The organism is Actinokineospora xionganensis (assembly GCF_014323725.1).
GTDB classification, from domain to species: domain Bacteria; phylum Actinomycetota; class Actinomycetes; order Mycobacteriales; family Pseudonocardiaceae; genus Actinokineospora; species Actinokineospora xionganensis.
Genome location: NZ_JABVED010000011.1, coordinates 217866 through 233354, shown reverse-complemented (window position 1 = coordinate 233354; position 15489 = coordinate 217866). Strand labels below are relative to the sequence as shown.

Annotated in this window: 21 protein-coding genes and 1 pseudogene; 9 read left to right on the top strand and 13 right to left on the bottom strand. The window is 69.0% G+C overall.

Annotated elements, in window-relative coordinates; translation table 11 throughout:
• Positions 1-46: 46 nt before the first annotated feature.
• From GPZ80_RS20440 to GPZ80_RS20430, 3 genes are all read right to left on the bottom strand, one after another.
• Entirely contained in the window at positions 47-1219 is a 1173-nt protein-coding gene (locus GPZ80_RS20440; RefSeq protein WP_187222394.1) for a S8 family peptidase, read from the bottom strand.
• A 128-nt stretch (positions 1220-1347) separates the two neighbouring features.
• Positions 1348-2688 (bottom strand): type I glutamate--ammonia ligase, encoded by a 1341-nt coding sequence (locus GPZ80_RS20435; protein WP_187222392.1) that lies wholly within the window; start codon positions 2686-2688, stop codon positions 1348-1350.
• Positions 2689-2698: 10 nt separating this feature from the next.
• On the bottom strand, positions 2699-3652 hold the full coding sequence (locus GPZ80_RS20430) for an LLM class F420-dependent oxidoreductase (protein ID WP_187222390.1): 954 nt from the start codon (positions 3650-3652) through the stop codon (positions 2699-2701).
• A gap of 103 nt (positions 3653-3755) precedes the next feature.
• On the opposite strand from GPZ80_RS20430, the gene GPZ80_RS20425 reads away from it, so the two are divergent.
• Together GPZ80_RS20425 and GPZ80_RS20420 are read left to right on the top strand one after the other, a co-directional pair.
• Positions 3756-4595: a helix-turn-helix domain-containing protein gene (locus tag GPZ80_RS20425; protein WP_187222388.1), complete on the top strand. Its 840-nt coding sequence runs from the start codon at positions 3756-3758 to the stop codon at positions 4593-4595.
• 6 nt (positions 4596-4601) lie between these two features.
• Complete coding sequence (locus GPZ80_RS20420; RefSeq protein ID WP_187222387.1) at positions 4602-4784, top strand: DUF397 domain-containing protein; 183 nt, start codon at positions 4602-4604, stop codon at positions 4782-4784.
• Between the two features lie 381 nt (positions 4785-5165).
• Here the strand turns inward: GPZ80_RS20420 and GPZ80_RS20415 are convergent, their stop codons facing one another.
• The 3 genes from GPZ80_RS20415 to GPZ80_RS20405 are packed head-to-tail and all read right to left on the bottom strand — an operon-like array spanning position 5166 to position 6773.
• Complete coding sequence (locus tag GPZ80_RS20415; RefSeq protein ID WP_187222385.1) at positions 5166-5978, bottom strand: SDR family NAD(P)-dependent oxidoreductase; 813 nt, start codon at positions 5976-5978, stop codon at positions 5166-5168.
• Entirely contained in the window at positions 5971-6327 is a 357-nt protein-coding gene (locus GPZ80_RS20410; protein WP_187222383.1) for an ArsR/SmtB family transcription factor, read from the bottom strand. The genes GPZ80_RS20415 and GPZ80_RS20410 overlap by 8 nt, the downstream gene beginning before the upstream one ends.
• Complete coding sequence (locus GPZ80_RS20405) at positions 6324-6773, bottom strand: SRPBCC domain-containing protein (RefSeq protein ID WP_187222381.1); 450 nt, start codon at positions 6771-6773, stop codon at positions 6324-6326. Before GPZ80_RS20405 ends, GPZ80_RS20410 begins: the two co-directional genes overlap by 4 nt.
• A 204-nt stretch (positions 6774-6977) precedes the next feature.
• Here GPZ80_RS20405 and GPZ80_RS32865 point away from each other — a divergent pair, with 204 nt between their 5' ends.
• Both GPZ80_RS32865 and GPZ80_RS32860 read left to right on the top strand, forming a co-directional pair.
• Complete coding sequence (locus tag GPZ80_RS32865; protein ID WP_246477274.1) at positions 6978-7367, top strand: alcohol dehydrogenase catalytic domain-containing protein; 390 nt, start codon at positions 6978-6980, stop codon at positions 7365-7367.
• A gap of 35 nt (positions 7368-7402) precedes the next feature.
• Complete coding sequence (locus GPZ80_RS32860; RefSeq protein WP_312880463.1) at positions 7403-7837, top strand: zinc-binding dehydrogenase; 435 nt, start codon at positions 7403-7405, stop codon at positions 7835-7837.
• A gap of 47 nt (positions 7838-7884) precedes the next feature.
• On the opposite strand, the gene GPZ80_RS20395 is transcribed toward GPZ80_RS32860, so the two are convergent.
• Together GPZ80_RS20395 and GPZ80_RS20390 are read right to left on the bottom strand one after the other, a co-directional pair.
• Positions 7885-8298 carry a VOC family protein gene (locus GPZ80_RS20395; RefSeq protein ID WP_187222379.1) on the bottom strand — a complete coding sequence of 138 codons (414 nt, stop codon included), beginning with the start codon at positions 8296-8298 and terminating at the stop codon, positions 7885-7887.
• A 115-nt stretch (positions 8299-8413) separates the two neighbouring features.
• Positions 8414-10486 (bottom strand): S9 family peptidase, encoded by a 2073-nt coding sequence (locus GPZ80_RS20390; protein ID WP_187222378.1) that lies wholly within the window; start codon positions 10484-10486, stop codon positions 8414-8416.
• 156 nt (positions 10487-10642) lie between these two features.
• On the opposite strand from GPZ80_RS20390, the gene GPZ80_RS20385 reads away from it, so the two are divergent.
• The 4 genes from GPZ80_RS20385 (at position 10643) to GPZ80_RS20370 (ending at position 12684) form a co-directional block, all read left to right on the top strand.
• Positions 10643-11185, top strand: coding sequence for a TetR/AcrR family transcriptional regulator (locus GPZ80_RS20385; protein ID WP_187222377.1), 543 nt, complete (start codon positions 10643-10645; stop codon positions 11183-11185).
• Positions 11182-11550 carry a VOC family protein gene (locus GPZ80_RS20380; protein ID WP_187222374.1) on the top strand — a complete coding sequence of 123 codons (369 nt, stop codon included), beginning with the start codon at positions 11182-11184 and terminating at the stop codon, positions 11548-11550. The genes GPZ80_RS20385 and GPZ80_RS20380 overlap by 4 nt, the downstream gene beginning before the upstream one ends.
• A 56-nt stretch (positions 11551-11606) precedes the next feature.
• Positions 11607-11987, top strand: coding sequence for a nuclear transport factor 2 family protein (locus GPZ80_RS20375; RefSeq protein WP_187222372.1), 381 nt, complete (start codon positions 11607-11609; stop codon positions 11985-11987).
• A 76-nt stretch (positions 11988-12063) separates the two neighbouring features.
• Positions 12064-12684 carry a hypothetical protein gene (locus GPZ80_RS20370; protein WP_187222370.1) on the top strand — a complete coding sequence of 207 codons (621 nt, stop codon included), beginning with the start codon at positions 12064-12066 and terminating at the stop codon, positions 12682-12684.
• A gap of 109 nt (positions 12685-12793) precedes the next feature.
• Here the strand turns inward: GPZ80_RS20370 and GPZ80_RS32855 are convergent, their stop codons facing one another.
• Genes GPZ80_RS32855 through GPZ80_RS20355 form a run of 3 tightly spaced genes read right to left on the bottom strand, consistent with a single transcriptional unit; the run spans position 12794 to position 14395 of the window.
• Positions 12794-13150, bottom strand: coding sequence for a hypothetical protein (locus tag GPZ80_RS32855; protein WP_187222369.1), 357 nt, complete (start codon positions 13148-13150; stop codon positions 12794-12796).
• Positions 13147-13635 carry a hypothetical protein gene (locus tag GPZ80_RS20360; RefSeq protein ID WP_187222367.1) on the bottom strand — a complete coding sequence of 163 codons (489 nt, stop codon included), beginning with the start codon at positions 13633-13635 and terminating at the stop codon, positions 13147-13149. The genes GPZ80_RS32855 and GPZ80_RS20360 overlap by 4 nt, the downstream gene beginning before the upstream one ends.
• 58 nt (positions 13636-13693) lie before the next feature.
• The gene (locus GPZ80_RS20355) at positions 13694-14395 is read right to left on the bottom strand and encodes a hypothetical protein (RefSeq protein ID WP_187222365.1); all 702 of its coding nucleotides are present in this window, start codon (positions 14393-14395) and stop codon (positions 13694-13696) included.
• Positions 14396-14552: 157 nt separating this feature from the next.
• On the opposite strand from GPZ80_RS20355, the gene GPZ80_RS34065 reads away from it, so the two are divergent.
• A complete protein-coding gene (locus tag GPZ80_RS34065; protein WP_376771703.1) occupies positions 14553-14993 on the top strand; it encodes a glycosyltransferase in 441 nt (146 codons plus the stop codon).
• A 2-nt stretch (positions 14994-14995) separates the two neighbouring features.
• Here GPZ80_RS34065 and GPZ80_RS32850 read toward each other — a convergent pair whose 3' ends face one another.
• Positions 14996-15148, bottom strand: a complete 153-nt coding sequence (locus GPZ80_RS32850; RefSeq protein WP_246477273.1) for a hypothetical protein — start codon at positions 15146-15148, stop codon at positions 14996-14998.
• A 52-nt stretch (positions 15149-15200) separates the two neighbouring features.
• Positions 15201-15461, bottom strand: a pseudogene (locus GPZ80_RS34060) (nuclear transport factor 2 family protein); the annotation flags it as partial.
• Between the last annotated feature and the right edge of the window lie 28 nt (positions 15462-15489).

The window sequence follows — 15489 nt, the reverse complement described above, 5'->3', positions numbered from 1 at the left end:
TGAGCGCCCCCGCGGAGTTCGCGGGGGCGCTCACTGACCGGGTTGGTCAGCCGGTGAACAACAGCCGGTTGGGGGTGCCGGTACTGGCATTCTGGACGCGGTTCCTGGTCGCGGAGCGCACCAGTTCGCGTTGGACCCGCGCGGGTGAGGCTTGCGGGTCGGCGGCCAGGATCAGCGCCGCCGCGCCCGTGACGTGCGGTGTCGCCATCGAGGTGCCGCTCAGTGTCGCGATTTCGCCATCGAGGAACGACGACGTGATGTCGACACCGGGCGCGTAAAGGTCCACGGCAGGGCCGAAGTTCGAGAACACCGCCTGGTTGTCGGCGGCGTCGGACGCGGCGACGGTGATCGCCTCGGCCACCCGGGCGGGCGAGGTCTCCCCCGCGTCCTCGGCTTCGTTGCCCGCGGCGACGGCGAAGCTGACCCCGGCGCGGATGGCTCCGCGAACGGCTTCATCGAGGGCGTCGTCGCTGGGGCCGCCCAGGCTCAGGTTCGCCACGGACGGGCCGTCGAGGTTGTTCACGACCCACTCGATCCCGGCGATCACCCCGGCCGTGCTGCCGTCGCCGTCCTCATCGAGCACCCGCACCGGCACTATCTTGATTCCCTTGGCGACACCGAATTCCCGGCCGCCGATCGTGCCCGCGACATGGGTTCCGTGGCCGTTCAGGTCGTCCGGGGCGGTGTCGCCGTCGATGGCGTCGAACCCGCCGACGACGCGTCCCTCGAAAGTCTCGTGGTCGGCGTCGACTCCGGTGTCGATCACGAACGCGGTGACGTTCTCGGCCAGGGCGTCGACGCTGAAGTCGTCGTCGAGGGGGAGATCGCGCTGGTCGACCCGGTCGAGCCCGTAGGACGGCGGCGCTTCGCTGATCCTGATCCGCTGGTTGGCCTGCACGTACGCGACCGACTTGTCCGCGGCGAGCCGACGGGCTTCGCGGTCGGACATCGTTGCCACGTAACCGTTCACGGCCGTGTCGAAGGTTTGCTCGGTCCGACCGCCGTACCGCGAGGTGAGGGCGCCCGCGGTCAGGGTCTTCTTCTTGTCCTTGAGGACGACGATGTAGCTGTCCTTGATCGAGTCTGGGCTGTCGGCGAGCCGCACGACTCCTTCTTGGGCCTGCGCGGGCATGGACACCGCGACGATGGTGGCGACGGCGGCGGCGGTCAGCCCGATGCCGCTGAGAACGCGCGTGGATCTGCGGCGCTTCCTGTTCATCAAACGTGGTCCTCCGGTCCGAGTGACTCGGGCGCAGGTGTCCACACAGGACAGAGCCGAGAGAGATCAGCCGAAGGCACATCGGCTGGATGCCGACGATAAGGGCTCCAGTCGAGCCGCGTCAATGCTTACGCGCGGAGATCCCCGCGGTCTCGTTGCCAGTCGGAGACCGCGTCCAGACCGGCGTTCAGCTCCTCGCCGAGCAGCGCCGCCCGGTGGTCGACCGCCGCGTCGCCCAGCAGCGAGCGCATCAGTTTCGACTCGGTCAGCCGAGTCAGCGCGTCCCAGGGCGTGCGGGCGAGGTCGCCGACGACCCGGCCCTGGGCGGGCAGCGGAAGCCGCTCGGCCACCCCGGACATCCCGGCGGCGATCAGGGCGGCGAGCACCAGGTGGACCTGCGCGTCGGCGCCCGCGAACCGGGCCTCCATCCGCAGCGCCGGGCCCTGTCCGACCAGCCGCACGGCCGCGGTCCGGTCGTCGGTCCCCCACCGCAGCGTGCGCGGCGAGAAGGGAGCGGTGCGCAGGCGGACGTAGGAGTTCCAGGTGGGAGCCCAGAAGGCGGTCAGGTCGGGGGCGGCGCGCAGGACGCCTGCGAGGAAGTGACCGAAGACGGTCGACGGCTCGGTGGGCTGCGCGCCCCCCATCAGAGACGTGCCGCCCGCGTCGGTGAGTGAGAGGTGGACGTGGCAGGAGCTGCCGGTTCCGGTGGACTCGGCGGCCAGGTAGCCCGCCCGGACCCCGCGCTCGGCGGCTACACGACGCAGGACGAGTTGGTGCAGCATGGCGTCGTCGCAGGCGGCGAGAGCGTCGCGGTGACGCAGGACGATCTCGTACTGGCCGGGGTGCGCCTCGCCGCGGGCGGACTCGGCGCCGAGAGCGAGCCGGTCGACGGCGGCGTGCAGGTCCGGCAGCGGGGACAGGCCGTCGACGGCGTAGTTGTGCACCCGGTCGGCCAATGGTGCGCCGTCTGGTGCGGTGAAAGTGACCTCGTGCTCGATTCCCACGGCCGGAACGAAACCGAACTTCTCGGCGGCGGCGACCTGTTCGCGCAGCAGCGTGCGGGGCGCCTCCGGGACCGGGCGGCCGTCGGGCCACTCGACATCGCAGACGACGAACCACGTGCCGGGTTCGTCCGGGGCGAGGGTGGCCAGATCGGGCCGCAGCCGCAGGTCGCCGTAGCCGCCGAGGAACTGGTCGACGGCGGGGGCGTTGACCGCGGCCCGCTCGGGGTTCCAGCCGAACACCGCCGCGCCGAGGCCGTGGCCGTTGGGCAGGACGGTGTCGACGAAGTACTCGGCGCCCACCTCGACCGCGGCGAATCGAGCGTGCGGGTCGGGCACCAGGCAGACGACGCGGCGCACGTCACCGGACGCGACCGCCGCCCGCAACGCCCCCGACAGCGAGGACGCGGCGAGCGCGCGGTCGGCCAGGGTTCTCGGCCCGACCGGCCGGTGGTGCTGGATCGTCATCTCTGGGCCATCACGGCCGCGGGGCGAGCGCCCGGACGGTCTCGATGGGGTCGGCCCCGGTCGGCAGGACGGCGATGGCGGGCGTGGTCAACCCCGCGTCCACATAGGACTGGACGCGCTCGCGGCAGTGGTCGACGCTGCCGTGCACGATCAGGTCGTCGACCACGGAGTCCGGGATCGCCGCGTTGGCTCCGGCGCGATCGCCCGCGGCCCAGGCGTCGTGCATGGGCTTGAGTTCGTCGCCGCGGCCGAGCCAGTCGTGGAATGCGGCGTAGGCGGGGACGGTCAGGTAGCTGCTGATGAGAAGGCGACCCAGGGCGCGCGCGGCGGCGGCGTCCTCGGTGGGGCAGACGAAGATGCGGGCGACGAGTTCGAGGTCGGGGCCCACCTCGGCGCGCACCTTGGGCACGTCGCCGGCGCCGAGCCAGTTGGTGATGGCGCCGTCGGCCTCACGCGCGGCCAGTTTGAGCATCCCGGGCCGCAGGGCGGCGAGCATGATCTCGGGCGGCTGGGCGGGCGGGCGTTCGAGGCGGAACTTGGTGATCTCGAAGGTGGCGTACTTCTCGGTGATCTTGTCCCCGGCCAGCGCCGACCGCAGGAAGCGCAGGGTGTCGCGCATCCGGTGGAACGGCTGGTCGAACTCGATGCCGTTCCACCCTTCGACGATGGTGGGTGACGAGGTCCCGATGCCAAGGGCGAAACGGCCGGGCGCGAGTTCGGCCATCGTGGCGGCGCTCATCGCGAGCAGGCCCGGCCCACGGGTGTAGATCGGCACGATCGCCGTGCCGAGCCGGAGTTCGGGGGCCCATTCGGCGGCCAGGGCGAGCGGGGTGAAGGCGTCGGTGCCCGCGGTCTCGGCGGACCAGACGTCGGTGTAGCCGAGGTCGGGTAGTTCCTTGACCAGGTCCCGGTGTGCCGCCAGGGGAACCCCGGTCAACGGCAACGTGATGCCCCACCTCGACATAAGCGCCTCCTGGATCGTCTCGTCCCGACAGCGTTTCATATCCCGATAACCCTCAGCCATCAGTGTCATTTCCGACACTCGAAACAGCTGATCTGATGAACAGATGAGCGAACGACTGCCCGCCCGGCTGCGCGCCCTGGCCAGTGAGCTGACGAGACTGCGGGAACAGGCGGACCTGACCACCCGCCAGGTCGCGGCCCGGATGGGCGCCTCCATCGCGACCATCAACCGCACAGAGAACGCCAAGCGGACTCCGTCGGTGGCCGACGTGGCCACCATGCTGGCGATCTACGGCGTGACCGGAGCGGAGCGCACCCGAATCTTGACCATGGTCGAGGAGGTGAACGCGTCCGGCTGGATGGAGGTGAGCCCCCGGTTCACCCACCTGTTGAAGGCGCTGATCGACTTCGAGTCGGAAGCCATCTCCATCGTGAACTTCGGACCTTCGATCGTGCCGGGACTGCTCCAAACGCCTGGCTACGCCAGGGCGATCACTGCGACAGGACGCTTGGACGAGCCCCAGCGGGAATCGTTGATCTCCGCGCGAATGGACCGCCAGACAGTGTTGATCAAACTGGTGGCGCCGAAGTACACCGCCTTCCTCGATGAGGCGGTGCTACGGCGGCCCTACGGCGGTCGGGAGGTGATGGCGAGCCAAATCCGGTGGCTCATGGACCGAGCCAAGCTGCCCAACGTCGAGATCCGCGTGATCCCCTTCCGGCACGGCGGCTACCGCAACCCAGGCCACTTCTCGATGTTTGGGTTCGACCGTGTGTCGAGCATCGTCCACGTCGATAGCGATGGCGCAATGGGCTTCCTGGACCAGGAGGATGACATCGACCTCTTCGAGCACATCACCTCTGGTTTGATGAAGGTGGCGCTGGGATCCGCCGATTCGGTGAACTTCCTGGCGAGAATTCTGGCCGATTACGAACGGAGCTGAAACAGCATGCACGCTGAGTGGCGGAAGTCGAGCTTCAGCAACGCCGAAAGCGTCGACTGCGTAGAGGTCTCCTACTCGGCAGAGGTGTGGCTGCGTGACTCCAAGAAGCCCGACGCAGGCACCCTGCGCCTGCCCGCGTCGTCATGGCTGCCCGCCCACCTGACGTCGTTGACGGTTCGCACCGGCTGACAGGTCGGTCGAGCGCCTCGCGGCGTGAGTCGATGAGACACTCCATCCTGGCGATGAGGCCGGACGCCTTCTCTCTCACGCGTCCGACCTCATCGACGATGCCCAAACACCGCCTTGGCGGGCAGCGCCGACCCCAAGGTCGCCGCTGCCGCGCTCCCTGGCGGATGCCAGTGCGGCCATCACCCAACAATCCTCACCATCAGCAAGGCGGAACAGCTCTTCCGGGGCTACCTGCGGGCGCTCGGCCAGCGTTCGGTTCCGCCCGAACCTTTCATCTTTGCCGCTACCTCTTCGCGCGTTTGGCCGTCGGCGTCGGTCCAGTCCAATCCCGTCCGCCGAGTGCCGCGGGCGGCCGGTCACGCTGGATCGGACAAGCCGGCCTCAGTCGACAAGGGCGCCGGCAGACAGGTTGGCGATCGTTCCGGTCATGGCTCCAGCTCGATCCGAAGCCAGGAACGCGGCCGTCTCCGCGATCTCCGAGAGTGTCGGCAACCGCTTCAGCAGCGTCCCCTGCGCCATTCCCCCGCCTTCGAGCAATTCCTGGACCGACTGCCCGGCCGCTGCCGCGGTCTGCCGGAAGAGATCCTTCGTATAAGACCCCGCCGCGGGCGCGTCGACGACCGCGTGTGGCCGGATGCAGACCACCCGGATGTTGGCGGGCGCCAACTCGGCGGCCAGAACTCGGGAGAAGGCCTCCTTGCCCGCCGCGCTCACGCTGTGCCCCAAGATGCCGCCGACAGCCAGCTTGGAACCCGGCTCGGACAAGGTCAGGATGACGCCCGGCCGGGTGCGGCCCATGTGCGGTGCCACCGCCTTGCTGGTGATGAACAGCGACCGCAGGAAGCCATCGATCGGCCGCATGAACTCCTCCTGCGACAGGTCGGCCAGCAACGTCCCTTGGTCGTGCATGACGCTCACGGCGTTGAGGGCGATGTCGATGCCGCCCGCCGTCGCCGCGACCGTGTCGGCGTGCTTCTCGACCGCCTCTTGATCGAAAACGTCGACCTGCGCCGTCTCGACCTTTCCGCCCATGGCGTCGATGCCACGCGCCACGGCGTCGAGCTTCGCCTGAGTCCGCCCGGCGATGAAGACCCGCGCGCCTTCCCGAGCGAACACCTGGGCGATCGCGCCGCCGATAGCGCCGCCGCCGCCGTAGATCACAGCGCTCTTCTCCCCGAGCAGCAAGTCACCCATGCGTGTCCCCCAAAGCTGATTGCTGACGCTGGATCTGTTCCGCGATGCGCTTGACGCGGTTCAGTCGCGCGTCCCACGTCCTGCCGACTTCATTCAGTTGCCGGACGGCGCGGGCGAGTTGCGCCTCGTCGACTTCGTAGCGCCGCTCGCGGCCCATCGGTGTCGCGTGCACGAGGCCCGCGCGGTCGAGCACGCCCAGGTGCTTGGCGACCGCTTGGCGTGAGATCGGGAGACGGTCGCTCAGGCTGGTCGGCGTGCCGACTCCTTCCGCGAGCAGCTGGTCGAGCAGGCGTCGCCTGATCGGGTCGCCGATCGCCGACCAGAGTTCGTCGTCGACGGCGACAGTCATCGCGCCACCACGGAAGCGGCGTAGCTCTGGAGCTTGGGCAGGAACAGGTCCCAGCCGCGCTCGTGGTCGCGGAAGGCCTCCTCTAGCACCGCGGCTTCCCAGCCCTTCTCCCGCCAGCCGGTTTCGGTCAGGCGCAGGATCGTGCCGTCGCCGGAGGGCTCAAGCTCGAAGGTGATCAGAAGCGAGTTGTCCGCGTCGGGCACCTGGCCATCAGCGGCGACCCAGCGGATCGCGAACCTGCGCGGCGGATCCACGTCGACCACCGTGATCGCCTCGACGCCGGCGCGGTCACCCCACACCAGTTCGCCGACCGAGCCCGGCGTGGGCTCGAACGACGCGTCATCGGACCACCACGACTTCAGGTGCTCGGGACGACTCACCACGTCGAACACGATCTCCGGGGCCGCGTCGATGCGGATCTCGCGTTCCAGCTTTCCGTACTCCATTTGGACCTCCAATAAAGCAACCATCGGTTGCGTATGACGTTAGCGGAGGGCTTGCCGATCCGCAACCTTCGGTTGCCTAAAGGGGTAGGTGGCCCTTCGGCCCTGGTCGGGCGGTGCGTGCTGAGGTGGAATTGATCGGGCAGGGGCCGAGTGAAATCAGGTCAGCCATGCGCGCGATCGTGCTGGACGAGTACTGCGGCCCGGATGTGCTACCTCAAGGACCTGTCCACGCCCGAGGCCGGGCCCGGTCAGGCACGGGTCCGGGTGCGGGCGGCGGGGATCAACCCGTACGACACCAAGCTTCGCGCGGGTCTTCTGCGGGAGTATGTGCCGACGACGCTGCCCACTATCCCTGGCCTGGAGGTGGCGGGGACTGCCGACCAGGTCGGCGCGGGCGTCGACTGGGCCGAGGTGGGCGACGAGGTGTTCGGCTTCGCCGACAGCGGCGGCTACGCCGAATACGCGCTGGTCACCAAGGTGGTGCCCAAGCCGCGCGAACTGGACTGGACGACAGCGGCGGCCCTGCCCATCGCGGCCGAAGCGGCCTGCGGGGTGCTCGACCAACTGGCCCTGACCGACGGCGAACCATCCTGATCAACGGCGCGGCGGGCGCTGTCGGAACCGTCGCCGTGCAACTGGCCATCGAACGCGGCGCGACCGTGATCGGGACGGCCAGCGAAGGCAACCACAACCACCTGCACGACCCGGGTGCCACGGCCGTGACCTACGGCCCCGGCTTGGCCGACCGCGTGCGTGCCGAGGCCCCGAACGGCGTCGACGCCGTCTTCGACCTGGGCCAGGGCGGCCTCCCGGACGCGATCGACCTGCGCGGCGGCACGTCGCGGATCATCACCATCTCCGACATGAGCGCCTACCAATTGGGTATCCCGCTCTTCGGCTCCAATGAGCGCGACCCCTCCGCCCTGGCGGCAGTCGCCCAGCGAGTGGCCGAGGGCCGCCTCACGCTGCCCGTCCGCGCATTCCCCCTGGCCGACGCCGCCGCGATCCACAAACTCGTCGAGACCGGCCACAACCGCGGCAAGCGGGTCTTCACCGCGCGGTGACCGTTGAGCCGCGCACGTGCTCGCGCGCGGCTCGCAGCGGTGTCGGCTCAGACCTTGGCACCGGCGATGTTCACCATCCACGGAACGCCGAACCGGTCGGTGCACATGCCGAACTCGTCACCCCACATCTGCTTCTCCAGCGGCACCTGCACCTGTCCGCCGCCGGACAGCTTGTCCCAGTAGCCGCGCAACTCGCCGGAGTCGTCGCCGCTGAGGCTGACCGCGAACGCGGTGCCCGGGTTGTATTCCTGTCCGGGCGGTGTGTCGGCGCCCATCAGGGCGAAGCCGTTGTCCGCTTCGAGCATGGCGTGCATGATCTTGTCGGCTTCCGGTGCGTCCGACATGCCGAACTCACCGAAGGTGCTCAGCGTCAGGTTGCCGCCGAAGACGTCCTTGTAGAACTCCATCGCCTGCCGCGCGTCGCCGTTGAAGCTGAGGTAGGGGTTGAGACGGGAAGCCACCGGATTCTCCTTGTCACCAGACTTGGATCGAACCCGTCGGAGCCTAGCCACGACCACCGACAACCACCGGCTGGAACGGGGCCTGACCTGTTGAAATAGGTCAGGCCCCGGTCACTCACAGACCAAGCGCGGACTTCAGCCAGCGCACCTGCATCAGCATGAAGTTCTCCGCCACGTCGTCCTCCTGCGGCGTCATGTGCGTGACCCCCGGCAGCGGCAGCAGCGAGTGCGGGCGGCCTGCCGCGACCAGTGCGCTGGACAGGCGGATCGAGTGCGCCACCACGACGTTGTCGTCCGCGAGCCCGTGGATGATCAGCAGCGGCCGGTCGAGCTTCGGCGCGTCGTCGATCAGGGAGTTGCGGTCGTAGACCTCCGGGCGCTCGTCGGGGTGGCCGAGGTAGCGCTCGGTGTAGTGGGTGTCGTAGAGCCGCCAGTCGGTGACCGGTGCGCCCGCGATGGCCGCGTGGAAGACCTCGGGCGCGCGCAGGACCGCCAGCGCCGACAGGTATCCGCCGTACGACCAGCCGCGGATGGCCACCTTGGTCAGGTCCAGGTCGGGGTGGTCGGCGGCGACCGCGTGCAGGGCGTCGACCTGGTCGGCCAGAGTGACCTCGGCGGGTTCGAACGCGATGGCGCGCTCCCACTCCGGGCCCCGCCCCGGCGTGCCGCGTCCGTCGGCGATGATCACGGCGAAACCCTGGTCCGCCAACCACTGCGGGACGAGGTAGGCGTTGCGGGTGGACAGCACGCGCTGCGCGTGCGGGCCGCCGTAGGGGTCCATCAGAACCGGGACCTTGGTGCCGGGCACGTGCCCGGTCGGGTACAGGACCGCGACCCGCAGCGCGCGCTCGCCGACCGTCAGCAGCTGGACGTTCGGGGTCAGCGGCGGCTGAACGGCGAGGCTCTCGACCTCACCGACGACCTCACCGCCACGCAGCACACTGATCTTCGGGCCGGACCAGTCGAGCGACCACGACGTCAGGACCGTCACGTCCCCGCCGCGGGCAGCGGAGTGCACACCGTCCATAGTGGACACCCGCTCGACCTTCTCGCCCGCGCGGTACACGTGGGCCTGGGTCGGGTCGTCGGCCGAGGCGGTGAACAGGATGTCGTCGCCGATGTCGAGCACCGAGCGGACCTGTAGGTCGCCGGAGACGGCCTCGTCGCCGACGAACAGGCGGTTCGCGCCATCGGACGCGGCCACCCGCACGAGCTTGCCGTCGGGGGTCCACGCCGGGACGCCGGTGACGATCTCGATCCAGGTGTCGTCGGTCTCGGTGTGCACGACCTCGGTGGCGCCGGTGTCCGGGTCGACCGCGCGGATCTCCACGGTGCGCTGGTCACGGGACTGCACGGCGATCAGCGGCTTGCCCGCGGCCGACCAGTGCGCGGTGGTCAGGTACTCCAGCGCGCCGTCCCAGTCGACGTCGACGCGGGTGCCGTCGAGGCTGACGATGGCGAGGGTGACCTTGACGTTCGGGGTGCCCGCGGCCGGGTAGGACACGGTGACGGGGTCCGCGCCGGGGTTCGCCGGGTCGGCGATGTGCCAGCGCTGGACCTCGCGCTTGTCGGTGAACGCGACGAGCAGCTTCGTGCCGTCCGGCGACCACCAGTAGCCGCGCGAGCGGCTCATCTCCTCGGCCGCGACGAACTCCGCGAGCCCGCACGCCCGGTCCTCGCCCTCCGGCGTCGCGATGGCCCGGTCGCCCGCGCCGTCCACACCGACCACGCGCAGGGCGTTGTCGGCGACGTAGGCGACGTGGGTGCCGGTCGGGTCGGGGCGCGGGTCGATGATCGGGGTCGCGGTGGCCAGCTCACGCGTCTCCCCGGTGTGGGCGTCGGCGACGAAGAGGCGCCCGGACAGCGCGAAGGCAACGACTCGGGACTGCGCGTCGGTGGCGCAGCCGATGACGCCCGCGCCCTGTTCGCGGCTGCGCTCACGGCGCGCGCGCTCCTCGGGGGACAGCTCCTCGGAGCCGCCGAGCAGCACGGCCGGGTCGCCGAGCCGGGTCTCGGCCCCGCTCGCCAGGTCCTGCTTCCAGAGGATGTGGGTGCGGTCCTCGCCGCTCGCCGACCTCAGGAACAGCGCGTAAGAGCCGTCCGGGGCGACGCGGAACTCGCGGGGGGAGCCGAGGGTGAAGCGCTGGGTGCGCGCCTGCAGGCGGAGAAAGGTCGTCTCACTGGTCACCCTCACAACCTAAACGAACGGCGGCCGGGACCCTGTCCCGAACCAGCCGGCGGCCGATTGCGGCAGCAGGCGAAGGAGAGGCGGCGGGGACCCCCAGTCCCCGCCGACCCGCAGGCAACGTACCATACGGTATGGCATGTTTCAGAGAGGTTGCTGATGGCTAAGCGGGACTGGTTACGCGAGGGCATCGCGGTCTTGTCCACCGAGGGGTCGCAAGCGCTGACGATCGACCGGCTCTGCGGGCGACTCGGCCTGACGAAGGGGTCGTTCTACCACCACTTCGGCGGTATGGCGGGGTACCAGGCCGCCCTGCTGGAGCATGTCGAGAAGGTCGGCACGCAGCGCTTCATCGAGGTCGTCGAAGCCGAGACCGACGAGCCCGCGGCCATGCTCGACCGCCTGCTCGAGCTGGTGCTGGCCGCGCACGAGGACGGCCTGGAAACGGCGATGCGGGCGTGGGCACAACAGGACCCGCAGGTCGGGGCCATGATGACCAGGGTCGACCAAGGTCGCATCGCCTACATGGAGTCCCTGTGGCTGCGCGACCGCGGCGACCCGGACGAGGCCCGACGGGTGGGCCAACTGCTGTACGCGATCCACATCGGCGCCCGGCACATGCTGCCCCCACTCCCCCAAGAGGAGCTGCGCGCGGCCTACCGGCTGCTCCTGGACCGGCTTCGAGGAGGGACCGACCCATGATCGGCAAACTCCAGTGCGTGGTGCTGGACTGCCCAGACGTCCTGGAACTGGCGGACTTCTACCGCGAACTCCTCGGCGGCACGGTCAACCATCCCGACCGCCGCTGGTCGATCGACGACGACTTCGCCACCCTGCACACGGAATCCGGACTGGTGCTCGCATTCCAACGGGTCGACGACTTCCGCCGCCCGCGATGGCCGGACCCGGCACACCCACAGCATTTCCACCTGGACATCGAGGTCGAAGACCTCGACCAAGCCCAGGCGCGGGTCGTCCACCTCGGCGGCACCCTCCTGCACGCAGACCCCCGAGGCTGGCACGTTCTGGCGGACCCGGCGGGCCACCCCTTCTGCCTGCTCGGCTGATCCCCCACGAGTGAACGCCAACGCGATGCGGTTCCGGGACATCCATAGTGGGAACCATGCCGAGCAACACCGAAAGCCTCCGTGCCGCCGAGCGGCGTCTCCAGAGTGCCCAACTCGCCTCCGATGTGACCGCGTTGGACGAGCTGATCGACGACGCCGCATGGTTCACCGGCCCGGACGGAAAGCTCTACACCAAGCAGGACGACTTGACCGCGCACGAAACCGGCCATCAGGTGCTGAGCCGACTCGACGAGGAGGACCTGCGGGTGATGGCCACCGCGCACACTGGTGTCACCTGGTTCCTCGGGACCCTGGAAGGCGCTGTCGGCGGGCAACCGGTGGCCGCCCGACTGCGCTACACCCGGACCTGGACCCGGGACGAGCAGACGGACTGGAAGATCATCGCGGCCCACGCCACCTTCCTCCCCGAGGCTTGAGCCTGGCTGGTCGCGCGCGAGCGGCAAGATCGCCAATCCCTGGATGTCCGGGCGGCGCATGGTCTTAGATCGCAGGGTGACCTTCGCCGTCGGCATCTTCGACCTGTTCACCTACGCCATCCCCGGATCGCTGTACCTGGCATTCTTCGCTCACGTGATCACCCGCCTGCACCTGCTCGGCGGCGGCACGATGGCGGGCACCCCGGCCTGGCTCGTGGTGGTCCTGGTCGTGCTGCTGAGCTACCTGCTCGGCTACCTGGCCTACCCGGCGGGCGAGGCGGCGAACCGGATCGTCCCGCGGCGGCGCAAGCGGAATCCGACCCGGGAGTTCGTGGAGCGGGTTCCCGCCGCCGAGGGCCGCGACTTCGTCGACACGGACAGAGCCCTGCTGCTGTCCGCTATTGAGCTGCACGACAAGGACGTCGCCATCGAGGTGAAACGCCTGCGGGCGACGGGCCTGATGCTGCGCAACTCCGCACCCCCAGCCGCCCTGGGCTTCGGCGCGGCGGTGGTCGAGTTGTTCGTCGGACGCAACCACGCACTGGCCGCGGGCTGCGCCGTCCTGTTCCTCGGCGGCTTCGTCGCTTTCATCGTCCAAGCCCGGCGACTCGGGCACTGGGCAACCATGAAGACACTCGAACTCTGCTACTGGATCCCCGACATCGACGACCGGTGCCGCCCTACCCCGAAACCCTGAATCCCTGACCAGTCACCGATTCGCCCGCGCGTGACAACGCACTCTTCTGCCGATGAGCGCACGGTTGTCAGGCCAATCGGGGCGATGGTCCGGTCCGGCAGAGCCTCGCTCAGTCGGTCGCCTTCGGGTGCGCCCCCGCGTACTCGACCCACACCGAGCGGGTGTCAGTGTCGAGCAGGTACCACACCCGGTCTCCCTCGGTGACCTCGATCTGCCACCGGGGCAAAGTCTGGCCGCCGTGAGTGCCGGTGGCGAGGCTGCCCTTCAACTGGTGATGGCGGCTGGTCGGCCTGCCCGGACCAGGCCCAGGGTTGTGACGCATGGTCTCCCATGCGTCACGAAGGTTGCTCGCCGCCCGGTTCTCCAGTTCTCTCCACCCGTCGACCGCCTCAGTGCTGCCGTACCTGATGCGCCACTCCCCGTCGAGCGTCGGCGCGGCGACAGGGTCGTTCCTCTTCGGGCTCACGAGTCGGCGACCACCGGTGCACTGACCTCACCCAGGTCCCCGCCATCCCGACGCAGAATGTCGAGCAGCCCCGGGTCGGCGTAGACCTCGGCGGTGTGCCGCCACTCCGCGATCAGTTGCACGACCGGTGCCGGGGTGCCCAGGGAACCCGCAGCCTCGAGTGTCTCGACCAACTCGACAACGAAAGCCTGCATGTCCTCACGAGGCAGGAAACGCACCCATGGGAACGCCTTCGGCATCACATCGGCAACCAGACCACGGACCTCGGCGTGGTTCTGCATCAACGCGACGAAGAGAGCAGTGGTGGTGGAGACGACCTCCCGCACCTCCTCCGCCCGACTGACCGTCGTGAGCACCAGGTCCTCCTCGCCCCCGCGACGATGGACAAGAAGGGTCTGGTTCGGCGACTCCTGCAGCTTGCGCACAGAGTCAGCGGGCTTGTTGGACAACTCGCTGAAGTTGATCTCGGACACTACCCTGGTCATAGTTGCAAGGTACTTTAAAAGTCGCTGGCTGTCCATACGCGGGCAAGGCCCCGCTTTATCACTCGTCGGCGCAGGTCCCGTTGTCAGTGAGCTCAGGCTCGGTGGGGGAGCACTGGCTGATCGCTACGCGGCCCAGGGACTTGCCGAGGATATAGTTGCTGGTGCCGCCGATCCCTGCGCCGATTCCGAAGGGCAACGCAGAGCCCAAACGGATGGCGCCGGTTCGGGAGGCCCACTTGAAGAGGACTTGCTTGCCCATCGCCTTGTTGAAAGCGTGAATGGCTGTCATCGGGATGGCTTCGGTGGCCTTCTTGCCCAGACCTGCGCCAAGGGTGCCCGCGAGTCCGGCCGCGCCTTGCGAGGCTCCGACCCACGCGCCGAGGACTTGGAGAACGGCGTAGCGGCGGACTTCGATCTCGTCGAGGCCGAGCCCGTAGGCCTCGGCAACACCCATGATCATGTAGGTGGCGCGTTCCAGGAGCGCGCCGGTCTCCACGACGGTGCCGCCGATGAGTTTGACCACGGTGCCGGGACCGGGGATTGCAGCCAATGCGCCACCGGCGGCACCGATGACGGAAACGTCGCGGACGAACTCGTCCACGATTCGTTGAGCGAGCATGTCAGGGGTGGCGTTTGGCGAGCGGCGGCGGTGCCCATCGACGCTGACAAAGGCGCGCTTCCACTGCGTCTCAAGGGACCGGTCAAGCGCATTCTCCAGGACGCGGACCGGCGACCTCCTGGTCTTGCTGTCCTCACTCACGGATACTCCCGAAGCATGCTCCGACATGTGATCGAGCGGAAGCCTAGACGCTGCCGGCGGCACCAGGCCGGCGCGACGGCCACCAAGATAAGGTCTGCGGAACTCAAGAGCAGGCTCGAATGCTGGGCACCGATAACCGGGCCGTGTTCACCGGCAAATCACCGACGTCGCGCCCGCACTCTGTGCGATGGATGCTCTGGCATCCCCTGCGACGGACGAGACTTTCGGGCTTGCGATCATCGAGGCGGTCGCGACTGGGCTGCCGATGCTATACACCACTTGTCCAGCGCTCGAGGATGTCTCGCCGATTGTTGCTCCTCGCGCCGCCCGCAAGCTGCCGTGTGACGCGATCCGCTATCGCGATGAGTTGGCGGCCCTGCGTGCCGCCCGGCCCATGGCGCATCCCGCCACCAGCGATAGTGGATCGGTACGACATCGTGCGCCTCGCCGTACAGCTCGAACGGCTGTACACGAGACTGTGGCGCGTGAAATGACCACGTCCCGGGCGACTCCGCGTTCACGGAAACCCGGATCTGCCGACCACCGGCGAGCCCGCAAGCCACAGCACCACGGCGATGAGCGCCCAGCCGCGCGATGAGTTCAGGACTTGGCGCGGGCCGGGTCGGCCATCGGGACGATGTGCTTTTCGCCGAGTCGGGTGACCAGTGCCAGTGGCTTGCTCAGGACCGCGACCAAGCGCGCGACAGCCGGCCTGCCCTGTTTGCACAGCAGGAGTGGGCCGATCTTCCCCATGATCTCCGTCGCCGCGGGCAGGGGCCTGCCGAAACGTGAGTTCCGTGATCAGCCCGTTCTCGTCGAACCGCAGCAACTGCGCCTCTTCCAGCGCCTCCCGGCCGCAACGCCCGTGATAGAACAGAGCCCGGGTCTTGTCGTCGCCGACCTCGGTGTGGAACCTGATGTCGCTGATCACTGTGAAAGCGGCGGCCATCATCGCGGACACCTGGTCGGGGCCGGTGAAGCGGAAGCGGGCGGTCAGCGGCGAGATGACCGTTACGGTCGGGGCGAGCAGCGGCCGAACCGCTGTCACGTCAGCGTTTTCGCCCGCTGCCCGCCATGCCGCTGCGGCCTGGCCG

Excerpts from the sequence above, each read along its gene's own strand:
- GPZ80_RS20380 (WP_187222374.1), top strand. The coding sequence starts at position 11,182 with ATGATCGGCAAACTCCAGTGCGTGGTGCTGGACTGCCCAGACGTCCTG.
- GPZ80_RS20415 (WP_187222385.1), bottom strand. The coding sequence starts at position 5,978 with ATGGGTGACTTGCTGCTCGGGGAGAAGAGCGCTGTGATCTACGGCGGC.
- GPZ80_RS20430 (WP_187222390.1), bottom strand. The coding sequence starts at position 3,652 with ATGTCGAGGTGGGGCATCACGTTGCCGTTGACCGGGGTTCCCCTGGCG.
- GPZ80_RS20405 (WP_187222381.1), bottom strand. The coding sequence starts at position 6,773 with ATGGAGTACGGAAAGCTGGAACGCGAGATCCGCATCGACGCGGCCCCG.
- GPZ80_RS20440 (WP_187222394.1), bottom strand. The coding sequence starts at position 1,219 with ATGAACAGGAAGCGCCGCAGATCCACGCGCGTTCTCAGCGGCATCGGG.
- GPZ80_RS20360 (WP_187222367.1), bottom strand. The coding sequence starts at position 13,635 with ATGACCAGGGTAGTGTCCGAGATCAACTTCAGCGAGTTGTCCAACAAG.
- GPZ80_RS32850 (WP_246477273.1), bottom strand. The coding sequence starts at position 15,148 with ATGGGGAAGATCGGCCCACTCCTGCTGTGCAAACAGGGCAGGCCGGCT.
- GPZ80_RS20425 (WP_187222388.1), top strand. The coding sequence starts at position 3,756 with ATGAGCGAACGACTGCCCGCCCGGCTGCGCGCCCTGGCCAGTGAGCTG.
- GPZ80_RS20385 (WP_187222377.1), top strand. The coding sequence starts at position 10,643 with ATGGCTAAGCGGGACTGGTTACGCGAGGGCATCGCGGTCTTGTCCACC.
- GPZ80_RS20420 (WP_187222387.1), top strand. The coding sequence starts at position 4,602 with ATGCACGCTGAGTGGCGGAAGTCGAGCTTCAGCAACGCCGAAAGCGTC.
- GPZ80_RS20410 (WP_187222383.1), bottom strand. The coding sequence starts at position 6,327 with ATGACTGTCGCCGTCGACGACGAACTCTGGTCGGCGATCGGCGACCCG.
- GPZ80_RS32865 (WP_246477274.1), top strand. The coding sequence starts at position 6,978 with ATGTGCTACCTCAAGGACCTGTCCACGCCCGAGGCCGGGCCCGGTCAG.
- GPZ80_RS20435 (WP_187222392.1), bottom strand. The coding sequence starts at position 2,688 with ATGACGATCCAGCACCACCGGCCGGTCGGGCCGAGAACCCTGGCCGAC.
- GPZ80_RS20375 (WP_187222372.1), top strand. The coding sequence starts at position 11,607 with ATGCCGAGCAACACCGAAAGCCTCCGTGCCGCCGAGCGGCGTCTCCAG.